Consider the following 22796-nt stretch of genomic DNA (forward strand, 5'->3'; position numbering starts at 1 on the left):
GGGTTCGTCGGCAGCGTCAGATGTGTATAAGAGACACCCCCTGCTCCATCCGCCCCTCGCCGTACCCGGCTCTGAGCACGTCCACGGCCCGCTCCCGGTCGGCGTGCGACGCGAGCATCGACGGAGGGCCGGAGCCCTGCCAGGGCTGCCAGGACGGATAGGGCTGCGACACGGCGCACCTCCCGGGTGCCGGAGTCCTTCCATGATGCGCCGAAGCGGAGGTTCCGGCACCGGTGCGTCGACGGCGGAGCACCGCGTGTCGGCCGGACCGCGGAGCGCCGCCTGCCGGCCGGACCGCGGACACGCCGAAGGGCGGCCACCCCGCAGGGTGACCGCCCTTCGACTCAAGCGACTCGCTTACTGGTTGTACGGACCGTAGTCGTAGTCCTCCAGCGGAACGGCCTGGCCGGAGCCCGTGCCGAACGGCGAGTAGTCGATGTCGTCGTAGCCGACGGCCGAGTACATCGCGGCCTTGGCCTCCTCGGTCGGCTCGACCCGGATGTTGCGGTAGCGGGACAGACCCGTACCGGCCGGGATGAGCTTACCGATGATGACGTTCTCCTTGAGGCCGATGAGGCTGTCGGACTTGGCGTTGATCGCCGCGTCCGTCAGAACTCGGGTCGTCTCCTGGAAGGAGGCGGCCGACAGCCAGGATTCCGTCGCCAGCGAGGCCTTGGTGATACCCATGAGCTGCGGACGACCCGAGGCCGGGTGACCGCCCTCCTGGACCACACGACGGTTCTCGGTCTCGAACTTCGAGCGCTCGACCAGCTCGCCGGGCAGCAGCTCGGCGTCGCCGGACTCGATGATCGTCACGCGGCGGAGCATCTGCCGGATGATGATCTCGATGTGCTTGTCGTGGATCGACACACCCTGCGAGTTGTAGACCTTCTGGACCTCGCCGACCAGGTGGACCTGGACGGCACGCTGGCCCAGGATACGCAGCACGTCGTGCGGGTTGGTGGCACCCACGGTGAGCTTCTGGCCCACCTCGACGTGCTCGCCCTCGCTGACCAGGAGACGGGCACGCTTCGAGATCGGGAACGCCGTCTCGTCGCTGCCGTCGTCCGGGGTGACGACGAGCTTCTTGGTCTTCTCGGTCTCCTCGATCCGCACGCGGCCCTGGGCCTCGGAGATCGGGGCGACACCCTTCGGGGTACGGGCCTCGAAGAGCTCGACGACACGCGGCAGACCCTGGGTGATGTCGTCACCGGCCACACCACCGGTGTGGAAGGTACGCATCGTCAGCTGGGTACCGGGCTCACCGATGGACTGGGCGGCGATGATGCCGACCGCCTCACCGATGTCCACCAGCTTGCCGGTGGCCAGCGAACGGCCGTAGCACATCGCGCAGGTACCGACGGCGGACTCGCAGGTCAGGACCGAGCGGGTCTTGACCTCCTCGACACCGCGCCGGACGAGCTCCTCGATGAGGACGTCGCCCAGGTCGGTGCCGGCCGGGGCCAGCACCTGACCGTCGACCACGATGTCCTCGGCGAGGCAGCGCGCGTACACGGACGTCTCGACGTCCTCGGTCTTGACCAGCCCGCCCTCGGCGTTCCGGTCCGCGATCTTGAGGCGCAGACCGCGCTCGGTGCCGCAGTCCTCCTCGCGGATGATGACGTCCTGGGAGACGTCGACCAGACGACGCGTGAGGTAACCCGAGTCGGCGGTACGCAGAGCGGTGTCCGCCAGACCCTTACGGGCACCGTGCGTGGAGATGAAGTACTCCAGCACGGACAGGCCCTCACGGAAGGACGCCTTGATCGGACGCGGGATCGTCTCATTCTTCGCGTTCGACACCAGACCACGCATACCGGCGATCTGACGCATCTGCATCATGTTGCCTCGTGCACCCGAGTTCACCATCATGAAGATCGGGTTGGTCTTCGGGAAGTTGTCGTTCATCGCCTCGGCGACCTCGTTGGTCGCCTTGGTCCAGATCGCGATGAGCTCCTGCGTGCGCTCGTCCTTGGTGATCAGACCGCGCTCGTACTGCTTCTGGACCTTCTCGTCCTGCGCCTCGTAGCCCTTGACGATCTCCTTCTTCGCCTCGGGAACGACGACGTCGGAGATGGCCACGGTGACGCCGGAACGGGTCGCCCAGAAGAAGCCGGACGCCTTCAGGTTGTCGAGCGTCGCCGCCACGATGACCTTCGGGTAGCGCTCGGCCAGGTCGTTGACGATCTCGGAGAGCTGCTTCTTGCCGACCTCGTAGTCGACGAACGGGTAGTCCTCGGGCAGCAGCTCGTTGAAGAGCGCGCGGCCCAGGGTGGTGTTCAGCCGGAAGGGGTCACCCTGCTGCCACTCGCCCGCGGCGGAGCCGCCCTCGGACGCAGCGCCCTCCTCGCCCGCCGGCGGGGTCCAGCCACGCGGCGGGATGGTGCCGACCGGGAAGCGGACGTCGATCCTCGACTGGAGCGAGAGCTCGCCCGCGTCGAAGGCCATGATCGCCTCGGCGACCGAGGCGAAGGAACGGCCCTCGCCCTTGAGGTCGCGCATCTCGCCGTCGGTGGTGAGGAAGAACAGACCGAGGACCATGTCCTGGGTCGGCATCGTCACCGGGCGGCCGTCGGCGGGCTTGAGGATGTTGTTCGAGGACAGCATCAGGATGCGGGCCTCGGCCTGCGCCTCCGCGGACAGCGGCAGGTGCACGGCCATCTGGTCACCGTCGAAGTCCGCGTTGAACGCGGTGCAGACGAGCGGGTGGATCTGGATGGCCTTGCCCTCGACCAGCTGCGGCTCGAAGGCCTGGATGCCGAGGCGGTGCAGCGTGGGCGCACGGTTCAGCAGAACCGGGTGCTCCGCGATGACCTCTTCCAGCACGTCGTACACGACCGTGCGGCCGCGCTCGACCATGCGCTTGGCGCTCTTGATGTTCTGCGCGTGGTTCAGGTCGACCAGGCGCTTCATCACGAACGGCTTGAAGAGCTCCAGCGCCATGGCCTTCGGCAGACCGCACTGGTGCAGCTTCAGCTGCGGACCGACGACGATCACGGAACGCGCGGAGTAGTCCACACGCTTACCGAGCAGGTTCTGACGGAAGCGGCCCTGCTTGCCCTTCAGCATGTCGCTGAGGGACTTCAGCGGGCGGTTACCGGGACCGGTGACCGGGCGACCGCGGCGGCCGTTGTCGAACAGCGCGTCGACGGCCTCCTGGAGCATGCGCTTCTCGTTGTTCACGATGATCTCGGGCGCACCGAGGTCGAGAAGGCGCTTCAGGCGGTTGTTCCGGTTGATCACACGGCGGTACAGGTCGTTCAGGTCGGAGGTCGCGAAGCGGCCACCGTCCAGCTGCACCATCGGGCGGAGGTCCGGTGGGATGACCGGCACGCAGTCAAGCACCATGCCCTTGGGGCTGTTGCTGGTCTGCAGGAACGCGGAGACGACCTTGAGGCGCTTGAGCGCACGGGTCTTCTTCTGGCCCTTGCCGGTGCGGATGATCTCGCGGAGGCGCTCGGCCTCCTCGTCGAGGTCGAAGGACTCCAGGCGCTTCTGCAGCGCCGCGGCACCCATCGAACCGTCGAAGTACGTGCCGAAGCGGTCACGCAGCTCGCGGTAGAGCAGCTCGTCGCCCTCCAGGTCCTGGACCTTGAGGTTCTTGAAGCGGTTCCACACCTCGTCGAGCCGGTCGATCTCGCGCTGCGCACGGTCGCGCAGCTGCTTCATCTCACGCTCGGCACCCTCGCGCACCTTGCGGCGCACGTCGGCCTTGGCGCCCTCGGCCTCCAGCTCGGCCAGGTCGGTCTCGAGCTTCTTGGCCCGGGCCTCCAGGTCGGCGTCGCGGCGCTGCTCGACCTGCTGGCGCTCGACGGAGACGTGGGCCTCCAGCGAGGGCAGGTCGCGCGTACGGCGCTCCTCGTCGACGTACGTGATCATGTACGCCGCGAAGTAGATGACCTTCTCGAGGTCCTTGGGAGCCAGGTCGAGCAGGTAGCCCAGCCGCGACGGGACGCCCTTGAAGTACCAGATGTGCGTGACGGGAGCGGCGAGCTCGATGTGGCCCATCCGCTCACGGCGCACCTTGGCGCGGGTGACCTCGACGCCACACCGCTCACAGATGATGCCCTTGAAGCGGACACGCTTGTACTTGCCGCAGTAGCACTCCCAGTCCCGGGTCGGACCGAAGATCTTCTCGCAGAAGAGTCCGTCCTTTTCGGGCTTGAGCGTGCGGTAGTTGATCGTCTCGGGCTTCTTGACCTCGCCGTGGCTCCACTGACGGATGTCGTCAGCGGTGGCCAGACCGATCCGGAGCTCGTCGAAGAAGTTGACGTCGAGCACTATGCGTCAATCCCTCTCAGGGTTGTAAGTCATGGGGTCTGATACGGGGGTCCTGGGGCCGGAGGCCTTCATCGCGAAGGCCTCCGGACTCCCGTCAGACCTCTTCGACGCTGCTCGGCTCACGCCGGGACAGGTCGATGCCAAGCTCCTCCGCAGCGCGGAAGACGTCCTCGTCGGTGTCGCGCATCTCGATGGACATGCCGTCCGAGGACAGCACCTCCACGTTGAGGCACAGGGACTGCATCTCCTTGATGAGCACCTTGAAGGACTCGGGGATGCCGGGCTCGGGAATGTTCTCGCCCTTGACGATGGCCTCGTAGACCTTCACGCGGCCGGTCACGTCGTCGGACTTGATGGTCAGCAGCTCCTGGAGGGCGTACGCGGCGCCGTAAGCCTCCAGCGCCCACACCTCCATCTCACCGAAGCGCTGGCCACCGAACTGGGCCTTACCACCCAGCGGCTGCTGGGTGATCATCGAGTACGGACCGGTCGAGCGGGCGTGCAGCTTGTCGTCGACCAGGTGGTGCAGCTTGAGGATGTACATGTAGCCGACCGAGATCGGCTCGGGGAACGGCTCGCCGGAGCGGCCGTCGAACAGCGGCGCCTTACCGGTCGGGAGCACCATGCGCTCGCCGTCGCGGTTCGGGATGGTGTGGTTCAGCAGACCGGCCAGCTCGTCCTCACGCGCACCGTCGAAGACGGGGGTGGCGACGTTGGTGCCCGGGGCGACCTGGTCGGCCTCGATGGCCTGCAGGCGCTGGGCCCAGTCGTCCGCGAGACCGGAGACGTCCCAGCCGCGGCTGGCGAGCCAGCCGAGGTGGATCTCCAGGACCTGTCCCGGGTTCATTCGGGACGGGACACCGAGCGGGTTGAGGATGATGTCGACCGGGGTGCCGTCCTCCAGGAACGGCATGTCCTCGATCGGCAGGATCTTCGAGATGACGCCCTTGTTGCCGTGGCGGCCGGCGAGCTTGTCACCGTCGGTGATCTTGCGCTTCTGCGCGACGTAGACGCGCACCAGCTGGTTCACACCGGGGGGAAGCTCGTCGCCCTCCTCGCGGTCGAAGACGCGGACGCCGATGACCTTGCCGATCTCGCCGTGCGGCACCTTCAGCGAGGTGTCACGGACCTCACGGGCCTTCTCACCGAAGATGGCGCGCAGCAGGCGCTCTTCCGGCGTCAGCTCGGTCTCACCCTTGGGCGTGACCTTGCCGACGAGGATGTCGCCGGCGACGACCTCGGCACCGATACGGATGATGCCGCGCTCGTCGAGGTCGGCGAGGACCTCCTCGGAGACGTTCGGGATGTCCCGGGTGATCTCCTCGGGGCCGAGCTTGGTGTCACGGGCGTCGACCTCGTGCTCCTCGATGTGGATCGAGGAGAGGACGTCGTCCTGCACGAGGCGCTGCGACAGGATGATCGCGTCCTCGTAGTTGTGACCCTCCCACGGCATGAACGCCACGAGCAGGTTCTTGCCCAGCGCCATCTCGCCGTTCTGGGTGGCCGGACCGTCGGCCAGGACCTGGCCCTCGATGATCCGGTCGCCCTCGTTGACGATGACCTTCTGGTTGACCGATGTGCCCTGGTTGGAGCGGGCGAACTTGGCCAGGCGGTACGTGATGTACGTGCCGTCGTCGTTGGCGGTGGTGATGTAGTCCGCGGAGACCTCCTGGACCACACCGGGCTTCTCGGCCTTGACCACGTCGCCGGCGTCGACCGCGGAGCGGTACTCCATGCCGGTGCCGACGAGCGGGGACTCGGACTTAATCAGCGGCACGGCCTGACGCATCATGTTCGCGCCCATGAGGGCACGGTTGGCGTCGTCGTGCTCGAGGAAGGGGATCATGGCGGTCGCGACCGACACCATCTGGCGCGGCGAGACGTCCATGTAGTCCACGTCCTCGCCGGTGACGTAGTCGACCTCGCCGCCCTTACGGCGGACCAGGACGCGGGCCTCGGCGAAGCGGAGGTCGTCCGTCAGCTGCGCGTTGGCCTGCGCGATGACGAAGCGGTCCTCCTCGTCGGCGGTCAGGTAGTCGACCTCGTCGGTGACCTGGCCCTCGAACACCTTGCGGTACGGGGTCTCCACGAAACCGAACGCGTTGACCCGGCCGTAGGAGGCGAGCGAGCCGATCAGACCGATGTTCGGGCCTTCGGGCGTCTCGATCGGGCACATGCGGCCGTAGTGCGAGGGGTGCACGTCACGGACCTCGAAGCCGGCCCGCTCACGGGAGAGACCACCCGGGCCAAGAGCCGAGAGACGGCGCTTGTGGGTGAGACCCGACAGCGGGTTGTTCTGGTCCATGAACTGCGACAGCTGGCTGGTGCCGAAGAACTCCTTGATGGAGGCGACGACCGGCCGGATGTTGATCAGGGTCTGCGGCGTGATCGCCTCGACGTCCTGGGTCGTCATCCGCTCGCGGACGACACGCTCCATACGCGCCAGACCCGTACGGACCTGGTTCTGGATGAGCTCGCCGACGCTGCGCAGGCGGCGGTTGCCGAAGTGGTCGATGTCGTCGGTCTCGACGACGATGTTCGTACCACTGTCGCCGACCGTCTCGGTCTCGCCCGCGTGCAGCTTCACCAGGTACTTGATCGTCGAGATGATGTCCTCGACGGTCAGGATGCCCGCGTCCAGCGGAGCGTCCGCACCCAGCTTCTTGTTGACCTTGTAGCGGCCGACCTTGGCCAGGTCGTAGCGCTTGGGGTTGAAGTACAGGTTCTCCAGCAGCGTCTGCGCGGCCTCACGCGTGGGGGGCTCGCCCGGACGCAGCTTGCGGTAGATGTCGAGCAGCGCGTCGTCCTGGCCCTGGGTGTGGTCCTTTTCCAGGGTGGCGCGCATGGACTCGTACTCGCCGAACTCCTCGAGGATCTGCTCGGTGGTCCAGCCGAGAGCCTTGAGCAGGACGGTGACGGACTGCTTGCGCTTGCGGTCGATGCGGACACCGACCATGTCGCGCTTGTCGATCTCCATCTCCAGCCAGGCACCCCGGGACGGGATGATCTTCGCGGAGAAGATGTCCTTGTCGGACGTCTTGTCGATGGAGGAGTCGAAGTAGACACCGGGCGAACGGACGAGCTGCGACACCACGACACGCTCGGTGCCGTTGATGACGAAGGTGCCCTTACCGGTCATGAGCGGGAAGTCGCCCATGAAGACCGTCTGGGACTTGATCTCGCCGGTCTCGTTGTTGGTGAACTCCGCGGTGACGAAGAGCGGGGCCGCGTATGTGAAGTCGCGGTCCTTGCACTCGTCGATGGAGTTCTTCGGCGGCTCGAAGCGGTGGTCGCGGAAGGTCAGCGACATCGACCCGCTGAAGTCCTCGATCGGAGAGATCTCCTCGAAGATCTCCTCCAGCCCGGACTTGGTGGGGACGTCCTGACCGTTCTCGAGAGCCTCCTCGACCCGACTCTGCCAGGCGGTGTTGCCGAGGAGCCAGTCAAAGCTCTCGGTCTGCAGCGCGAGCAGGTTCGGAACCTCGAGAGGCTCCTTGATCTTTGCAAAAGAGATGCGCAGCGGGGCAGTGCTGGCGGCGTTGTTCGTATTCGCGGTCGAGGCGTTGCGCGAGGCGGCCAAGAGGGGGTCCTTCCGAGGGCTCGGACTCACTACGCGCGTACCGGCCCCTCTCCCGTACACGGAGACAAGCTGCGTCGGTCCGGCGATGAGGCCAGGTCAACGGATCTTGTCGTCGATGCTCGGGCGAGGGCAGACCCCTGGTGACGGGCAGGGGACAGCTAACAGGCAGCGCAAAGGGTCAGTGTAGCCACTTGGCCCACTGATGTCCAGTGCGGGTCCTGGAACCCGTGTTCACCCTCGTTGTTCCACTCCTGCGACACGGCGCTGCCCTCAACGCACGTTGATACTGCCCTCTTCGTCGTCGATCCATGCCTCGGATTCGGATCCTGTGACGACGCGTCCTGAGAATTGCGCGCTGCGTGCGGTTCGTCAAGGCCCCCCTGCCCGATCCGGAGCCGCCCGGAGACACGACGAAGATCACCATACCCCCCGTCACCGGGGCTTCAAGGTAACCGTGGCCCGCCCCCGAAAACGCCGAAGAGCGACCACCCGGATGGATGATCGCTCTTCCGCGCTTACGCGTTACACGTCCAGTGGGACGTGTCCGGATCCTGACGGATCCGAGAGGTGTTACTTGACCTCGACGGAGGCGCCGGCGCCCTTGAGGGACTCGGCGGCCTTCTCGGCGGCGTCCTTGGCGACCTTCTCGAGAACGGGCTTCGGGGCGCCGTCCACGAGGTCCTTGGCCTCCTTCAGACCCAGGGAGGTCAGCTCACGCACGACCTTGATGACCTGGATCTTCTTGTCGCCGGCACCGGTGAGGATGACGTCGAACTCGTCCTGCTCCTCAGCGGCCTCGGCCGGGGCGGCCGGGCCGGCCGGGCCGGCAACGGCGACCGCGGCGGCGGCGGTGACGTCGAACTTCTCCTCGAACGCCTTCACGAACTCGGAGAGCTCGATGAGGGTCATCTCTTCGAACTGGGCGAGCAGGTCGTCCTGGCTGAGCTTCGCCATGATGGCGGTCCTTCCACTAAATCGGCAGGTGCCGGATGTACATGTGAGGCGGGCGTACGTCTGGCCCGCTACGGTCGCCGCGTTCAGGCAGCGGCGGCCGGGATGCGAGCCGAGTTACTCGGCACCGCCCTGCTCGTCCTGCTTGGCACGGAGCGCGTCCACGGTGCGGACGAGCTTCGAGGGAAGCGCCTGGAAGAGCTGAGCAGTCTGGGACTGCTTGCCCTTGAAGGCACCCGCCAGCTTGGAGAGCAGAACCTCGCGGGACTCGAGGTCCGCAAGCTTCTTGATCTCTTCGGCGGACATCGCCTTGCCGTCAAGGACGCCGCCCTTGATGACGAGACTGGGGTTGTCCTTGGCGAAGTCACGGAGACCCTTCGCCGCCTCGACCGGGTCACCGGTCACGAAGGCGACGGCCGACGAACCCGCAAAGAGGTCGTCCAGCGTCGTGATCCCGGCCTCGTTGGCCGCAATCTTGGTCAGCGTGTTCTTCGCCACACGGTACTGAGCGTTCTCACCGAGTGAACGACGCAGCTGCTGGAGCTGCGCGACGGTGAGACCGGTGTACGCGGTAACGACAGCAGCGTTGGAGTTGCGGAACTTCTCCCGCATCTCCTCGACGGCATCGACCTTGTCTGGCCTCGCCATGAGCCTCGGCCTCCTTCCGGGTGATTCGGACCGCGCGGACCCGAAGGAGGACTGGGGAAAACGAAACGCCCCGGCGCAAGCGCACGGGGCGTAGCTCGACCGGTTTCACGCACGCACGAGGCGGCGGACTCCGGGAGCTTCTCCAGTGTCACCTGCGCGGGTCGTCCGCCGTTCAGCGGATCCTTCGGCCACCACGCCCTCTGATGAGCGCGCGGTAACGACCAGCGGTCTTTGGCTTCTGTAGGAGAGTACGGGAACGGATCGCCGTCAAGCAAATCCGCCCGTACGGCTGATCAGCGCGGAGCGGTTCAGCCCTGCTCCAGCTCCTTGAACATCTCGCCCAGGTCCGCGACTTCGCCGGCCGGCGGCACCTTGACGGTGACCGGCTTGTTGTAGTCGAGGAAGGTGATGGTCATGTCCATCGGGCCCTTGTCGGCCTGGCCCTTCATGCGGAACTGCTTGGTGTGGTCCTCGCCGTCGACCCACATGTCCATCGTGAGCTTGTCGACGCCGAGCTTCTCGTACTGCTTGATGCTCTTCTCGCGCTGCTTGCGGGTCTCCGCCTTGCTGTCCTTGAGCGAAGCACGCAGGTCGGCGAGGGTGACCGTGCCCGAGTAGTGGGTGGTCTCGACGCCGTCGACCTTCTCGCTGCCGACCTTCTTCACGTCCTTGGCGCCCGTGAGGAAGGTGGACTCCGCCGCCGGGTTCTGCTCGGCCTGGCTCGTGGACCCCATCTGGTCCAGGTCCTTGGCCGCGTCGGAGCCTGAGAGATCGAACTTCAGCCAGCGCTTGCCGTCCATCTCCTTGGCCATCTCGGCTCCCCCACCGAGATACATGGCCTTGTCGACGAGACGGATCTCCACGGATTCACCGGCGGCCTGATCGGGCGCCTGCATCTTCATGCTCATGGCGATCGTGGGCTTCAGGCGCATGGACGCCTCGCCCGTGACACGGCCCGACTCCGGGACCGTGCCCTTCATGCGGTACTGGAGGGACGTGATGTCCTCCGTGTTCTTCGCCGCCTTGGCGACGGCCGCCGCGGGCGTCATCTCCGGCGACTGCTCGGAACCGCAGCCGACAGCGCCGGCGGCGAGCAGCAGAGCGCCCAGCCCGGCGGCGGGTATGGATGTCTTCATTGATTCCCCCCAAGGAATACATGCTTGCTTCACAGCAAGGCAGTGAGCCTATCCCAGAGGGCACAAGTGATCTATCCGAATCGAGGGAGGCCTCAGGGCTTGCCGGTCCGCTTCCGCATCAGGTCCTCGAAGTCTCCGGTGTCGGACTCCGGGGGCCGCTCGGCCCGGACCGCGACGCCGTAGTCGGCGTAGTGGGCGGTCTGGGTCATCAGGCCCGTGGTCATCCGCGCCTTCTCGACCTTCTTGACCAACAGGTCCCGCTGGTCGACCCAGATGTCGACGGTCTCGGTGGTGACTCCGGCCTCGGTGAGTTGCTTCCTCAGTCCGGCGTCGGCGATGTCGGCCGCCGTCACGGTGCCGGACCAGTGCGTGGCGCTCCGGCCGCGGACGGTCTCCTGGCCGACCTTCCTGACATCGCCGGAGGACAGCAGGAGCTTCACCGACTGGTTGGGGGTGGTGCTGCGCATCCGGTCGCCGAGTTGGGAGCCGGAACCTCCGGTGAGGGCTCCGAGGTCGTTGTACGCGTACCGGATCCAGTGCTTGCCGCCGGTCTGCTCGGCGAACTTCGCGCCCATGCGCGCGTAGTACGCGTCGGGCAGGTAGCGGGCCTCCATCGAGGTGGTGCCGAGCCGGCGCATGGTGTCGGCCATGGTGCCGCCGGTGTACGTGATGGTGAGGGTGCCGGTGACGCCGTCGCTCCAGCCGAGGGTGCCGTCGGCGGTCATGGACATCAGCGAGCCCATGGTCGTGGTGGACTCGACCCGGGCGGACTCGGCGCGCTCGGTGGCGCGCTCGGCGGAGCGCAGGGCCGCCAGGGAACGGCGATGCGCGGCGCGGTCCTCCTTCTGGCCGGGGCCGTCGGAGGAGTCCGGGGAGGTGCAGGCGGCCAGCCCCGTCAGCGCGGTCGCCACAGCGACCACCAGGCCTGCGCGGCGCACGGTCGTGCCCTGCATACGTCCCCCGTTCGTATCCGGTTCCCGCACGTTAACCCAGGCCACCGGCGTACGTACCGGAAAGGGGAACGGGCCCCGCACCTGTGAGAGGTGCGGGGCCCGTGACCGGTTGGGTGAGCCGTCAGGCTCAGACCGCGGCCGGGTCCTCCTCGACGAGGAGGTTGCGGGTGCGGTTCGGGTCGATCGGAATGCCGGGGCCCATCGTGGTGCTGATGGCGGCCTTCTTGATGTAGCGACCCTTGGCGGCGGACGGCTTCAGACGGAGGATCTCCTCCAGCGCGGCGCCGTAGTTCTCCACCAGCTTGGTGTCGTCGAAGGACGACTTGCCGATGATGAAGTGCAGGTTCGAGTGCTTGTCGACGCGGAACTCGATCTTGCCGCCCTTGATCTCGTTGACGGCCTTGACCACGTCGGGGGTGACGGTGCCGGTCTTCGGGTTCGGCATCAGACCACGCGGACCGAGCACGCGGCCGAGGCGGCCGACCTTGCCCATGAGGTCCGGGGTGGCGACGACGGCGTCGAAGTCCAGACGGCCCTTCGACACCTCGTCGATCAGTTCGTCGGAGCCGACGATGTCGGCGCCCGCGGCCTCCGCGGCCGCAGCACGGTCACCGGTCGCGAAGACCAGGACCCGGGCGGTCTTGCCGGTGCCGTGCGGAAGGTTCACGGTGCCACGGACCATCTGGTCGGCCTTGCGCGGGTCGACACCCAGGCGGAAGGCGACCTCGACGGTGCCGTCGAACTTGGTCGTGGAGGTGTCCTTGGCGAGACGGACGGCCTCGAGCGGGGCGTAGAGCTTCTCCCGGTCGATCTTGGCGTCCGCAGCGCGAAGGGACTTGCTGCGCTTGCTCACTACTGCTCCTGTGGGTTCTTAGGAGTCGTGGTCCGGGCCGAGCAGGCCCTGCCACTTCTGCTGATGGAGGTTGGGGCTCAGCCCTCGACCGTGACGCCCATGGAACGGGCGGTGCCGGCGATGATCTTCTCGGCGGCGTCCAGGTCGTTGGCGTTGAGGTCGGGCATCTTGGTGGTGGCGATCTCGCGGACCTGGTCACGCGTGATCTTCGCGACCTTGGTCTTGTGCGGCTCGCCGGAGCCCTTCTCGATGCCCGCGGCCTTCAGGATCATCTTCGCGGCCGGCGGCGTCTTGGTGATGAAGGTGAAGGAACGGTCCTCGTAGACCGTGATCTCCACCGGGATCACCCAGCCACGCTGCGACTCGGTCGCGGCGTTGTAGGCCTTGCAGAACTCCATGATGTTGACGCCGTGCTGACCCAGCGCGGGGCCGACCGGCGGGGCCGGGTTGGCGGCACCGGCCTGGATCTGGAGCTTGATGAGCCCCGTGACCTTCTTCTTCTTGGGAGGCATAGCTCTCCGGGTCCTTTCGGTTCGGGTCCTGCCCGCATACGGGGACCACCCGGATGCAGGCATACCGCACAACGATAACGGGTATAGATGCGCGGCCAAAAACCGCGCAGGTCAGGCAAGCGCCGGAGCGATCGCCTGACCTGCGCGGAAGCGGTGAATCCGGAAGTTAGTTCTTCTGGATCTGGTCGAAGGAGAGCTCGACCGGCGTCTCGCGGCCGAAGATCTCGACGAGGCCCTTGACCTTCTTCGAGTCCGGGTTGATCTCGTTGATGGTCGCCTGCAGCGTGGCGAACGGGCCGTCGGTGACGGTGACCGAATCGCCGACCTCGAAGTCCAGCACCTGGACCTCGACCTTGCGCTGCGGAGCCGGCTTGCCCTCGGCCTCGGCGGCCTCGCGGGCAGCCTTCTCCTCGGCCTCGGGAGCGAGCATCTTGACGATCTCGTCCAGGGTCAGCGGGTACGGGTCGTAGGCGTTGCCCACGAAGCCGGTGACGCCGGGGGTGTTGCGGACGACGCCCCAGGACTCGTTCGTCAGGTCCATGCGGACGAGGACGTAGCCCGGGAGCTTGTTCTGCTTGATCGTCTTGCGCTCGCCGTTCTTGATCTGGGCGACCTCTTCCTGCGGCACCTCGGCCTGGAAGATGAAGTCCTCGACGTTCAGCGAGACGGCGCGCTGCTCCAGGTTGGTCTTCACGCGGTTCTCGTAGCCGGCGTAGGTGTGGATGACGTACCACTCGCCGGGCAGGAGCCGCAGTTCCTCGCGGAGCTTCTCGATCGGGTCGCGGTCGTCCTCGGGCTCTTCCTCGAGTTCTTCCGCGGCCTCTTCGCCGTCCTCGGTCTCCGCCTCGGCGGCGTCCTCGGTCTCCGCCTCGGCGGCGTCGTCCTCGACGGCGTCGGCAGCCTCGACCTCGGCGGAGGCCTCGGTGTCCTCGTTGTCCGCGCCCTCGACGATGTCGAGCTCGTCCTCGACGGACTCGACCGGCTCGATGGCGTCGTTCACGTTCGGGTCAGACACGGTGGCTGCTTCTTCCTGGATACATGGGGGTGGAACATGCGAAAGGAGCGCCGGGTACCTCGGCGCTCTTCGCGGACTGCTCAGCCGAACACGTACTTGGCGGCGTTACTGAGCCCATAGTCAATCACGGTGATCAGGCCGATCATGATGACGACGAAGATGATCACCACGGTCGTGTAGGTCGTCAGCTGGTTGCGGGTCGGCCAAACGACCTTACGCAGTTCCGCGACGATCTGGCGGTAGAAGAGGGCAAGGCGCTTCAGCGGGCCCTTCTTGCCACGCTTGCCACCCTTGCGGGCCTTCTTCGACTCCGGCGCCTCGTCCTGGGCATCAGGCATGTCGATGGAGCCCACGGCGTCCGTCACTCGTCCTCACCTGATTCCGGGTCGTGGCCGTGCCGCGCCCGGTCTGAGCCGCACGGCGGTGCATTGCTGTACGTACATGCGCACACATCCTGGCGAAGGTGTGTGTAGCAGGGCCGGAGGGACTTGAACCCCCAACCGCTGGTTTTGGAGACCAGTGCTCTACCAATTGAGCTACGACCCTTTGTGTGCCACCCAACGTACCGCATCCATCCGGATGCTTGGTGTGCACCGAACGGGCGCAGCCTGCTGAAGGCCAACGAGGTGAGAGTGTACGTGCTCCACGGCCGGTCGTCGAACAGAAAGGGCCCGTGTGAGGGCTCGTTGGCGGAAGATCGCCTCCGGAACGGGGGGTGGAGTGACGGGAATCCGCTGAAGATCACGCAGGCCGTGCGGGCGATCCGCACTGTTGTTCAGGGGTTTGCCCGACGTTGTTCAGTCTGTGAAACCCCCGTGCCGCGCGCGTTTCCGGTCTGAAACGATGGGGCTCATGAGCCCTGCAACCCCTCCCACCGAGCGCCGGGTCTCCGCCCGAGTCGGCGCGATCTCCGAGTCCGCCACCCTCGCCGTGGACGCCAAGGCCAAGGCCCTCAAGGCGGCCGGGCGGCCGGTGATCGGCTTCGGCGCCGGTGAGCCCGACTTCCCGACTCCGGACTACATCGTCCAGGCGGCCATCGAGGCCTGCTCGAACCCGAAGTACCACCGCTACACGCCGGCCGGTGGCCTCCCCGAGCTGAAGGCCGCGATCGCCGCGAAGACGCTGCGGGACTCGGGCTACGAGCCCGACGTCTCGGAGATCCTCGTCACCAACGGCGGCAAGCAGGCCATCTACGAGGCCTTCGCCGCGATCCTCGACCCGGGCGACGAGGTCATCGTGCCCGCGCCGTACTGGACGACGTACCCGGAGTCGATCCGGCTGGCCGGGGGTGTCCCGGTGGAGGTCGTCGCCGACGAGACGACCGGCTACCGGGTGACCGTGGAGCAGCTGGAGGCAGCCCGTACGAAGCAGACGAAGGTCGTCCTCTTCGTCTCGCCGTCCAACCCGACCGGCGCGGTCTACACCGAGCAGGAGACCGAGGCCATCGGCCGCTGGGCCGTCGAGCACGGCCTGTGGGTGATGACCGACGAGATCTACGAGCACCTCGTCTACGGCGACGCCTCCGCCGTGTCGCTGCCGGCGGTGCTGCCCGAGCTGCGCGACAAGTGCGTCGTGGTCAACGGTGTCGCCAAGACGTACGCGATGACCGGCTGGCGGGTCGGGTGGATCATCGGCCCGAAGGACGTCGTCAAGGCCGCGACGAACCTGCAGTCGCACGCCACGTCCAACGTGTCCAACGTCGCCCAGGCCGCCGCGCTGGCCGCCGTCTCCGGTGACCTGGACGCCGTGTCGGCGATGCGTGAGGCCTTCGACCGGCGCCGCAAGACCATCGTGCGGATGCTGAACGAGATCGACGGTGTGGTGTGCCCGGAGCCGGAGGGCGCGTTCTACGCGTACCCGTCCGTGAAGGCCCTGGTCGGCAAGGAGATCCGGGGCCGACGGCCCAAGGACACGGTCGAGCTGGCCGCGCTGATCCTGGAGGAGTCCGAGGTCGCGGTCGTACCGGGTGAGGCCTTCGGCACGCCGGGTTACCTGCGGCTGTCGTACGCGCTGGGTGACGAGGACCTGGTCGAGGGTGTGAGCCGGATCCAGAAGCTGCTGGCGGAGGCACGGGACTGACGTCCGCTTCGCCGGTCCTGCGGCGGCCCGGGGGCACCTACCGAGTTCGGTAGGTGCCCCCTTTGCTTGCGCCAGTTTGTTTGTGCGAGCAAGACCACGAAAGGGGAAACAGCTACCGGGACGGCTGGGACGTACGGCAGGATCTTTGGATGGAGCGCGTACGTGATGTCTCTGAGCTGCCGAAGGCCCATCTGCACCTGCACTTCACCGGGTCGATGCGACCCTCGACCGTGCTGGAACTGGCCGACAAGTACGGGGTGCGGTTGCCCGACGCGCTGACCGAGGCGCTGGTCGGCGGGGAGCCGCCGAGACTGCGTGCGACGGACGAACGGGGCTGGTTCCGCTTCCAGCGGCTGTACGACGCCGCGCGCTCGTGTCTGCGGGAGCCGGAGGACATCCAGCGGCTGGTGCGTGAGGCCGCGGAGGAGGACGTCCGGGACGGGTCGGGGTGGCTGGAGATCCAGGTCGACCCGACGTCGTACGCGCCTCGGCTGGGCGGGCTGATCCCGGCGCTGGAGATCATCCTGGACGCGGTCGAGACCACATCGCGGGAGACCGGGCTCGGGATGCGGGTGCTGGTCGCGGCGAACCGGATGAAGCACCCGCTGGACGCGCGGACGCTGGCGCGGCTGGCGGTGCGGTACGCGGACCGGGGCGTGGTCGGGTTCGGGCTGTCGAACGACGAGCGGCGGGGGATGGCGCGGGACTTCGACCGGGCGTTCGGGATCGCGCGCGAGGCCGGGTTGCTGTCCGCGCCGCACGGGGGTGAGCTGGCAGGGCCTTCGTCCGTGCGGGACTGTCTGGACGACCTGGGCGCGACGCGGGTGGGGCACGGGGTGCGGGCGGCAGAGGACCCGAGGCTGATGAAGCGGCTGGCGGACCGGCAGGTGACGTGCGAGGTGTGCCCGGCGTCGAACGTGGCGCTGGGGGTGTACGAGAAGCCGGAGGACGTGCCGCTGCGGACGCTGTTCGAGGCCGGGGTGCCGTTGGCGCTGGGCGCGGACGACCCGTTGCTGTTCGGATCCCGGCTGGCGGCGCAGTACGAGATCGCGCGGCGGTATCACGGGTTCACGGACGCGGAGCTGGCGGAGGTGGCCCGGCAGTCGGTCCGGGGTTCGGCGGCCCCGGAGGGCGTGAAGACGAAGCTGCTGGCGGGGGTGGACGACTGGCTGGCCTCGTAGAGGCCTGTCCGCCGGCCCGTCGGGTGGATAGGACGCCGTGGGATACGCCGACTGCTCGTCGTCAGCGCCGCGCCGCTCGGGCCCGCGCCGGAGCGGGACGGTCCGCTCGACCGGGCCGTGCGCGGCGTCGTCTCCGCCGTACTCAAGGGCATCTACGACCAGGTCCTCTCAGAGGCTGACCCCGACCGTCACCGGCTCGTTGACCAGGGTGATACCGAAGGCCTCTCGGACGCCGGCCACCACCTCACGGGCCAGGGCGAGAAGGTCCTCCGTCGTCGCGCTGCCCCGGTTCGTCAGCGCCAGGGTGTGCTTCGTGGAGATGCGGGCCGGTCCGTCGCCGTACCCCTTCGTGAAGCCCGCCTTGTCGATCAGCCAGGCCGCGGAGGTCTTGGTGCGGCCGTCGCCTGCCGGGTACGCGGGGGGCTCCACCCCGTCGCCGAGGCGCTCACGCACGCGTGCGCGGAACGTCGCGAAGTCCGTGTCCGTCAGGATCGGGTTGGTGAAGAAGGAGCCAGCCGACCAGGTGTCGTGGTCTTCGGGGTCCAGGACCATGCCCTTGCCGGCGCGCAGCTTGAGCACCGTCTCGCGGGCCTGCGCGAGCGGAACACGATCGCCCGCCTCCACGCCGAGGGCGCGCGCCGTCTCGGCGTACCGAAGGGGGGCGGAGAGGCCCTCGGCGTCCTCCAGGGCGAGGCGGACCCGCAGGACCACGTAGCGCTCGGGGTCGGACTTGAATCGGCTGTGGCGGTAGGAGAAGGCGCAGTCCTCGTTGGCCAGGGTGACCGATGCGCCGGTGTGGCGGTCGTAGGCGACGACCTCGGTGATCGTGGACGAGACCTCCTGGCCGTACGCCCCGACGTTCTGGATGGGGGTCGCGCCCGCGGAGCCGGGGATGCCGGCCAGGCACTCGATGCCCGCCAGGCCGGCCTCGACCGTACGGCCGACGGCATCGGTCCAGACTTCGCCCGCGGCCAGCTCCAGCGACGTGCCGTCGAGGGCGAAGCCCTTGGTGGCGATGACGAGGGCGGTGCCTTCGAAGCCCTTGTCGCCGATGACCAGGTTCGAGCCGCCGCCAATGAGCAGCAGCGGGGTGCCCGCCTCGTCGGCTTCGCGGACGGCGGCGATCACCTCGTCGTCCGTCGTCGCGGTGATCAGCCGGGGCGCGGGGCCGCCCAGCCGGAAGGTCGTCAGCGGGGCGAGGGGGGCGTCGTGGAGTTCCTGCACGGGCTCAAGAGTACGAGACGGCACTGACGACGCCGGGCACGTGTGGGTGCGGCCCCCTTCCGCGGGGAAAGGAGGCCGCACGCGCGCGCGGTGGCTCTCAGGCCAGCCGGCGGAGCGCGTCGGACCAGGCGAGCGGGAGGTCGTCGCTGCTCACCTGCCAGGTGGTGAAGGCCGAGGCCCTCATCTGTGGGGCGAGGCCGCGGGAGGCCGGGCCGTGGGCACCCGCGCGGACGAAGGTGCAGCGCGTCCTTGGACTCCCAGGCCGACAGGGTCCAGAAGGTCCGTTTGAAGGGCTGCGCCTTCAGGGTGGCTCCGTAGACACCGGGGCTCCGGCGGACCTGCCGCCAGACGGCGGGCGTTCCGGCGCGGAACCTCAGGGCTCCCCACAGTGTGCGGGTCTCGAAGCGGGAGGCGAAGACGTACACCTCGGTGTTCCGGGGAGGGGTGTTCGGGACGGTCCAGGGAAGAGTGGGCATGGCCGCTTCTCCTTGTTCGGGTCCTTCGGGGTCAGTGGGTGGCCGTCTCCAGCACCGGTGCCGGTTCGGCCGCCTCGGTCTGCCGCTCCGTGCGCCGCCGGGTCGGTATCAGCAGGGCCGCGACGCCGGCGAGGGCGACCACCGCGGAGCCCGTCACGAGGGCGGGGCGCATGCCGTCGACGAAGGTCTGGCCGGTCTCGTAACCGCCCTGGGCCGCGAAGATCGACCCCATGACGGCGATGCCGAGCGCCCCGCCCACCTCGCGCAGGGCGTTGTTGGCGCCGGAGGCGATGCCCTGCTCCGACGGCCGCACGCTGGACATGACCAGGTGCGAGGCGGGGGCGAAGAACAGCGCCATGCCGATGCCGCTGACGATCAGGGCGGGCAGCATGGCCGCGTAGGAGGCGTCGGCCGTGGCCACCACCGCCATGTAGCCGAGGCCCAGCGCTTGCAGGAAGAGGCCCGCGGCGACGACCGGGCGGCCGCCGATGCGGTCGGCCAGGATCCCGGCGATCGGGGCGACCAGCATCGGCATGCCGGTCCAGGGCAGCATCCTGAGGCCCGCCTCCGTGGGCGAGTTGCCGAGGACGCCCTGCATGTACTGGCTGAGCAGGAAGATCGAGCCGAACATGCCGAGGAACATCAGCAGGCTCGCCGCGTTGATGCCGGAGAACGCCCGGGAGCGGAACAGCCGCATCGGCAGCATGGGGTTCTTGGCCCGCGTGCTGTAGAGGATGAAGCCGACGAGCAGCGCTCCGCCCGCGAACAGTCCGGTCAGGACAAGCGAGGAGGTCCAGCCGACGGCGGGGCCGCGCACCAGTCCGTAGACGATGCCGAACAGGCCACCGCTCGCCAGCAGGGTGCCGGGGACGTCGAGCGGGGCTCCGGTGCCGTGGGACTCGGCCAAGCGCAGGCGGGCGAGCGGCAGCAGGGCCAGGCCAAGCGGGACGTTCAGCCAGAAGATCCACTGCCAGGAGATGTGTTCGGCGAGGGTGCCGCCGACGAGCGGTCCGGAGGCGACGGCGAGTCCGTTGACGGCGCCCCAGATGCCGTACGCCATGCCGCGCTTGGCGACGGGCACGGCGGCGGTCAGCAGGGTCAGCGTCAGCGGCATCATCACCGCGGCACCGGCGCCCTGGACGGCGCGGGCGGCGATGAGGGAGTCGATGCCGGGCGCCATGGCCGCAGCGGCGGAGGCCCCGGTGAAGACGGCGAGCCCGGCGATGAACAGCCGTCGGCGGCCGAAGCGGTCACCGAGGGCGGCGCCGAACATCAGCAGGACGGCGAAGGTCAGCGTGTAGGCGCTCACCGTCCATTCGAGGTCGTGCAGTCCCCCGCCGAGGTCCTCCCGGATGGAGGGCAGGGCGGTGGTGACGACGAGGTTGTCGAGTGCCGCCATGAATCCGGCGACGCTGGTGATGACGAGGGCCCAGGCGGCTCCCCCGCGATGTGCGGTCTGCGCGGTCTGCTGTGACATCGCTCCCCCAGGAAGAATCTGCGTGATAGATTAGTTATTGATTACTAACTTTCGTGGTCATGAAGATGCGCCGCATTCCGGCCCTTCCCTGTCAGTACTCCGGCCCGGCCTTGCGACGCGCCGAGGGGTACATGCCTTCCCAGACTCGGTGCTCGGGCGGGAATCCCATGGCCGTCAGGCAGTTGATGAGCATTCCGTACGCCAGGAACATCGTCGTTTCACCGGCATCGGCACCCAGCGGGAGGTGGACGGTGTCCCACAGCCGCATCCATCCGGCGCGCACGGACTCGCCGAACTCGTGGTCACCCTCCTCCTCGGCGGCCTTCACGGCGACGTACATCTGCATCTGCATCATGAGCCGCTCGGGGCGCTCCTCGATGACCTGGGTGTACGCGTTCCCCATCGCGTGCAGGGCCTCTTCGCCTTCGAGCCCCTCGGAGGCCTCCGCGAAGGTGCGGATGGTGTCCTCCACGCAGCGCTGGGCCGCCGCCAGGAAGATCGCCCTCTTGCCCGGGAAGAGCCGGAAGAGGTACGGCTGCGACACGCCGACCCGGCGGGCGATCGCCTCGGTCGAGGTGCCGTGGTACCCACCGCGGGCGAACTCGGTCGTCGCCGCCCGGATGACGCTCTCGCGCCGCTCTTCCGCACTCATCCTTGCCATGCATTCGAAGTTAGTGCTCAATCACTAACCAAGTCAAGCGGTGGCTCGCACGGGCCAGGCGTAGGGGGCTGCGCGCCACATTGGAGAGCCCTGCGTAAGGGGCGTCCCGCCAACAGAGCCTTGTCTGGCCATGTCCAGCCATGACGTAGCCAGCCATTGTGCAGCCACGCGTAGCCACGCGTAAGGGCGCCCCCCGTGCGGAGAGCGCCCTTACGTCGTGTCGCGGCCGACTCAGGCCAGTCGCACAACCGCCCGAGACATGCCCAGCACCTTCTGCCCGGCGCTGGTCGCCGTCAGGTCCACGCGGACCGTGTTGTCGTCGAGCTTGGCGGCGACCTTGCCGGCGACCTCGATCACGGCACCCTGGTCGTCGTTCGGGACGACGACCGGCTTGGTGAAGCGGACGCCGTACTCGACGACCGCGCCCGGGTCGCCGGTCCAGTCGGTGACCACGCGGATCGCCTCGGCCATGGTGAACATGCCGTGCGCGATGACGTCCGGCAGGCCGACCTCCTTGGCGAACCTCTCGTTCCAGTGGATCGGGTTGAAGTCGCCGGAGGCGCCCGCGTACTGGACGAGGGTCGCGCGGGTCACAGGGAAGGTCTGGGCGGGCAGCTCGGTGCCGACCTCAACGTCGGAGTAGGAGATCTTCGCGGTCATGGGGTCGCTCACGCCTCCTCGGCCGCGCGGGCCACGAGCTTGGTCCAGGCGGTCACGACGTGCTCGCCGGCCTCGTCGTGCACCTCGCCGCGGATATCCACGATGTCGTTGCCCGCGAGGGACTTGATCGCCTCGATGGTCGAGGTGACCGAGAGCCGGTCGCCGGCGCGGACCGGGCGGCGGTAGGCGAACTTCTGGTCGCCGTGCACCACGCGGCTGTAGTCCAGGCCGAGCTGGGGATCCTGGACGACCTGGCCCGCGGCCTTGAAGGTGATCGCGAAGACGAACGTCGGCGGGGCGATCACATCGGGGTGCCCGAGGGCTTTGGCGGCCTCCGCGTCCGTGTAAGCCGGGTTGGCGTCCCCGACCGCCTCGGCGAACTCACGGATCTTCTCCCGGCCCACCTCGTACGGCGTGGTGGGCGGGTACGTCCGCCCCACGAAGGACTGGTCGAGCGCCATGGCTCGGCACCTCCTGGTAGCTCACTGACCGGCACTGACCGGTACGGGTCCCTCAACGACGCGAGGCCGCCCCCGATCACTCGGGAACGGCCTCGTGTACGAGCCTGTTTTTATCGCGTTTCGCGGTGCGCGGTGTGCGCATTGCAACGCGGGCAGTGCTTCTTCATCTCAAGGCGATCCGGGTTGTTACGCCGGTTCTTCTTGGTGATGTAGTTCCGCTCCTTGCACTCCACGCAGGCCAGCGTGATCTTCGGGCGGACGTCGGTGGCAGCCACGTGAGTGCTCCTAAGACGAACGGATGGACTGTTTAACGCAAGAAGAGTAGCCGATCGAAGGACCGACCCCGCAATCGGCTACTGTCAGTAGCGGTGACCGGACTTGAACCGGTGACACAGCGATTATGAGCCGCTTGCTCTACCGACTGAGCTACACCGCTTTGATGCGATCCGGCCCCGCCTTGCGACGGAACCAGTCACACCAGAGCCCCAAAACGGAATCGAACCGTTGACCTTCTCCTTACCATGGAGACGCTCTGCCGACTGAGCTATTGGGGCGAGCGATGAAGACATTACACGCTCCGCCGCCGTTCACCCAAATCCGTTTCGAGGCCCCCGCTCGCCCCAATAGCTCAGTCGGCAGAGCGTCTCC

At 67.8% G+C, this 22796-nt stretch carries 18 protein-coding genes, 3 tRNA genes and 2 pseudogenes; 2 read left to right on the forward strand and 21 right to left on the reverse strand.

What is annotated here, in order from left to right; translation table 11 throughout:
- Nucleotides 1-43 precede the first annotated feature (43 nt).
- The 12 genes and pseudogenes from C1J00_RS48540 to C1J00_RS15400 all read right to left on the reverse strand — a co-directional run.
- Nucleotides 44-172, reverse strand: a pseudogene (locus tag C1J00_RS48540) (DUF1707 domain-containing protein); the annotation flags it as partial.
- A gap of 185 nt (nt 173-357) precedes the next feature.
- Complete coding sequence (locus C1J00_RS15345) at nt 358-4281, reverse strand: DNA-directed RNA polymerase subunit beta' (protein WP_102909637.1); 3924 nt, start codon at nt 4279-4281, stop codon at nt 358-360.
- A 94-nt stretch (nt 4282-4375) separates the two neighbouring features.
- The gene (gene rpoB / locus C1J00_RS15350; RefSeq protein ID WP_102909638.1) at nt 4376-7861 is read right to left on the reverse strand and encodes a DNA-directed RNA polymerase subunit beta; all 3486 of its coding nucleotides are present in this window, start codon (nt 7859-7861) and stop codon (nt 4376-4378) included.
- 570 nt (nt 7862-8431) lie between these two features.
- Nucleotides 8432-8815, reverse strand: coding sequence for a 50S ribosomal protein L7/L12 (gene rplL / locus C1J00_RS15360; protein ID WP_102909639.1), 384 nt, complete (start codon nt 8813-8815; stop codon nt 8432-8434).
- A 114-nt stretch (nt 8816-8929) separates the two neighbouring features.
- Nucleotides 8930-9460, reverse strand: a complete 531-nt coding sequence (gene rplJ / locus C1J00_RS15365; RefSeq protein ID WP_102909640.1) for a 50S ribosomal protein L10 — start codon at nt 9458-9460, stop codon at nt 8930-8932.
- A gap of 308 nt (nt 9461-9768) precedes the next feature.
- On the reverse strand, nt 9769-10596 hold the full coding sequence (locus C1J00_RS15370; protein WP_102909641.1) for an SCO4651 family lipoprotein: 828 nt from the start codon (nt 10594-10596) through the stop codon (nt 9769-9771).
- Nucleotides 10597-10688: 92 nt separating this feature from the next.
- Nucleotides 10689-11549, reverse strand: coding sequence for an SCO4651 family lipoprotein (locus C1J00_RS15375; RefSeq protein ID WP_102909642.1), 861 nt, complete (start codon nt 11547-11549; stop codon nt 10689-10691).
- 127 nt (nt 11550-11676) lie between these two features.
- Nucleotides 11677-12402: a 50S ribosomal protein L1 gene (gene rplA / locus C1J00_RS15380; protein WP_102909643.1), complete on the reverse strand. Its 726-nt coding sequence runs from the start codon at nt 12400-12402 to the stop codon at nt 11677-11679.
- A gap of 77 nt (nt 12403-12479) precedes the next feature.
- Entirely contained in the window at nt 12480-12914 is a 435-nt protein-coding gene (gene rplK / locus C1J00_RS15385) for a 50S ribosomal protein L11 (protein ID WP_003992325.1), read from the reverse strand.
- A 166-nt stretch (nt 12915-13080) separates the two neighbouring features.
- Nucleotides 13081-13929 carry a transcription termination/antitermination protein NusG gene (gene nusG / locus C1J00_RS15390; protein ID WP_102909644.1) on the reverse strand — a complete coding sequence of 283 codons (849 nt, stop codon included), beginning with the start codon at nt 13927-13929 and terminating at the stop codon, nt 13081-13083.
- Nucleotides 13930-14009: 80 nt separating this feature from the next.
- Entirely contained in the window at nt 14010-14294 is a 285-nt protein-coding gene (gene secE / locus C1J00_RS15395; protein WP_102909645.1) for a preprotein translocase subunit SecE, read from the reverse strand.
- Between the two features lie 108 nt (nt 14295-14402).
- Nucleotides 14403-14475: transfer RNA gene (locus tag C1J00_RS15400), tRNA-Trp, on the reverse strand.
- A gap of 306 nt (nt 14476-14781) precedes the next feature.
- Here C1J00_RS15400 and C1J00_RS15405 point away from each other — a divergent pair.
- A complete protein-coding gene (locus C1J00_RS15405) occupies nt 14782-16008 on the forward strand; it encodes a pyridoxal phosphate-dependent aminotransferase (protein WP_102909646.1) in 1227 nt (408 codons plus the stop codon).
- Between the two features lie 149 nt (nt 16009-16157).
- Nucleotides 16158-17189 carry an adenosine deaminase gene (locus C1J00_RS15410; protein WP_102909647.1) on the forward strand — a complete coding sequence of 344 codons (1032 nt, stop codon included), beginning with the start codon at nt 16158-16160 and terminating at the stop codon, nt 17187-17189.
- 168 nt (nt 17190-17357) lie between these two features.
- Here the strand turns inward: C1J00_RS15410 and C1J00_RS15420 are convergent, their stop codons facing one another.
- From C1J00_RS15420 to C1J00_RS15460, 9 genes and pseudogenes are all read right to left on the reverse strand, one after another.
- Nucleotides 17358-18413 carry a UDP-N-acetylmuramate dehydrogenase gene (locus C1J00_RS15420; protein WP_102909648.1) on the reverse strand — a complete coding sequence of 352 codons (1056 nt, stop codon included), beginning with the start codon at nt 18411-18413 and terminating at the stop codon, nt 17358-17360.
- 97 nt (nt 18414-18510) lie between these two features.
- A pseudogene (locus C1J00_RS46765) lies at nt 18511-18889 on the reverse strand (DUF3291 domain-containing protein).
- A 31-nt stretch (nt 18890-18920) separates the two neighbouring features.
- A complete protein-coding gene (locus C1J00_RS15430; RefSeq protein ID WP_102909649.1) occupies nt 18921-20366 on the reverse strand; it encodes an MFS transporter in 1446 nt (481 codons plus the stop codon).
- A 91-nt stretch (nt 20367-20457) separates the two neighbouring features.
- Nucleotides 20458-21027, reverse strand: a complete 570-nt coding sequence (locus C1J00_RS15435; protein ID WP_180989563.1) for a TetR/AcrR family transcriptional regulator — start codon at nt 21025-21027, stop codon at nt 20458-20460.
- A 231-nt stretch (nt 21028-21258) separates the two neighbouring features.
- On the reverse strand, nt 21259-21687 hold the full coding sequence (locus tag C1J00_RS15440) for a MaoC family dehydratase (protein ID WP_102909651.1): 429 nt from the start codon (nt 21685-21687) through the stop codon (nt 21259-21261).
- A gap of 8 nt (nt 21688-21695) precedes the next feature.
- Nucleotides 21696-22148, reverse strand: a complete 453-nt coding sequence (locus tag C1J00_RS15445; RefSeq protein ID WP_102909652.1) for a MaoC family dehydratase N-terminal domain-containing protein — start codon at nt 22146-22148, stop codon at nt 21696-21698.
- Between the two features lie 110 nt (nt 22149-22258).
- Nucleotides 22259-22423 carry a 50S ribosomal protein L33 gene (rpmG, locus tag C1J00_RS15450; protein ID WP_003948671.1) on the reverse strand — a complete coding sequence of 55 codons (165 nt, stop codon included), beginning with the start codon at nt 22421-22423 and terminating at the stop codon, nt 22259-22261.
- Nucleotides 22424-22511: 88 nt separating this feature from the next.
- Nucleotides 22512-22584, reverse strand: a tRNA-Met gene (locus tag C1J00_RS15455).
- Nucleotides 22585-22629: 45 nt separating this feature from the next.
- Nucleotides 22630-22702 (reverse strand) — tRNA-Thr (locus C1J00_RS15460).
- Between the last annotated feature and the right edge of the window lie 94 nt (nt 22703-22796).

It is taken from the genome of Streptomyces cahuitamycinicus, assembly GCF_002891435.1.
Taxonomy (GTDB): Bacteria; Actinomycetota; Actinomycetes; order Streptomycetales; family Streptomycetaceae; genus Streptomyces; species Streptomyces cahuitamycinicus.

Coding starts and splice junctions, on each gene's coding strand:
- C1J00_RS15405 (WP_102909646.1), top strand. CDS start 14,782: ATGAGCCCTGCAACCCCTCCCACCGAGCGCCGGGTCTCCGCCCGAGTC.
- C1J00_RS15410 (WP_102909647.1), top strand. CDS start 16,158: ATGGAGCGCGTACGTGATGTCTCTGAGCTGCCGAAGGCCCATCTGCAC.
- C1J00_RS15430 (WP_102909649.1), bottom strand. CDS start 20,366: ATGTCACAGCAGACCGCGCAGACCGCACATCGCGGGGGAGCCGCCTGG.
- rplK (WP_003992325.1), bottom strand. CDS start 12,914: ATGCCTCCCAAGAAGAAGAAGGTCACGGGGCTCATCAAGCTCCAGATC.
- C1J00_RS15445 (WP_102909652.1), bottom strand. CDS start 22,148: ATGGCGCTCGACCAGTCCTTCGTGGGGCGGACGTACCCGCCCACCACG.
- rplJ (WP_102909640.1), bottom strand. CDS start 9,460: ATGGCGAGGCCAGACAAGGTCGATGCCGTCGAGGAGATGCGGGAGAAG.
- C1J00_RS15370 (WP_102909641.1), bottom strand. CDS start 10,596: ATGAAGACATCCATACCCGCCGCCGGGCTGGGCGCTCTGCTGCTCGCC.
- C1J00_RS15375 (WP_102909642.1), bottom strand. CDS start 11,549: ATGCAGGGCACGACCGTGCGCCGCGCAGGCCTGGTGGTCGCTGTGGCG.
- C1J00_RS15440 (WP_102909651.1), bottom strand. CDS start 21,687: ATGACCGCGAAGATCTCCTACTCCGACGTTGAGGTCGGCACCGAGCTG.
- C1J00_RS15435 (WP_180989563.1), bottom strand. CDS start 21,027: ATGGCAAGGATGAGTGCGGAAGAGCGGCGCGAGAGCGTCATCCGGGCG.
- rplL (WP_102909639.1), bottom strand. CDS start 8,815: ATGGCGAAGCTCAGCCAGGACGACCTGCTCGCCCAGTTCGAAGAGATG.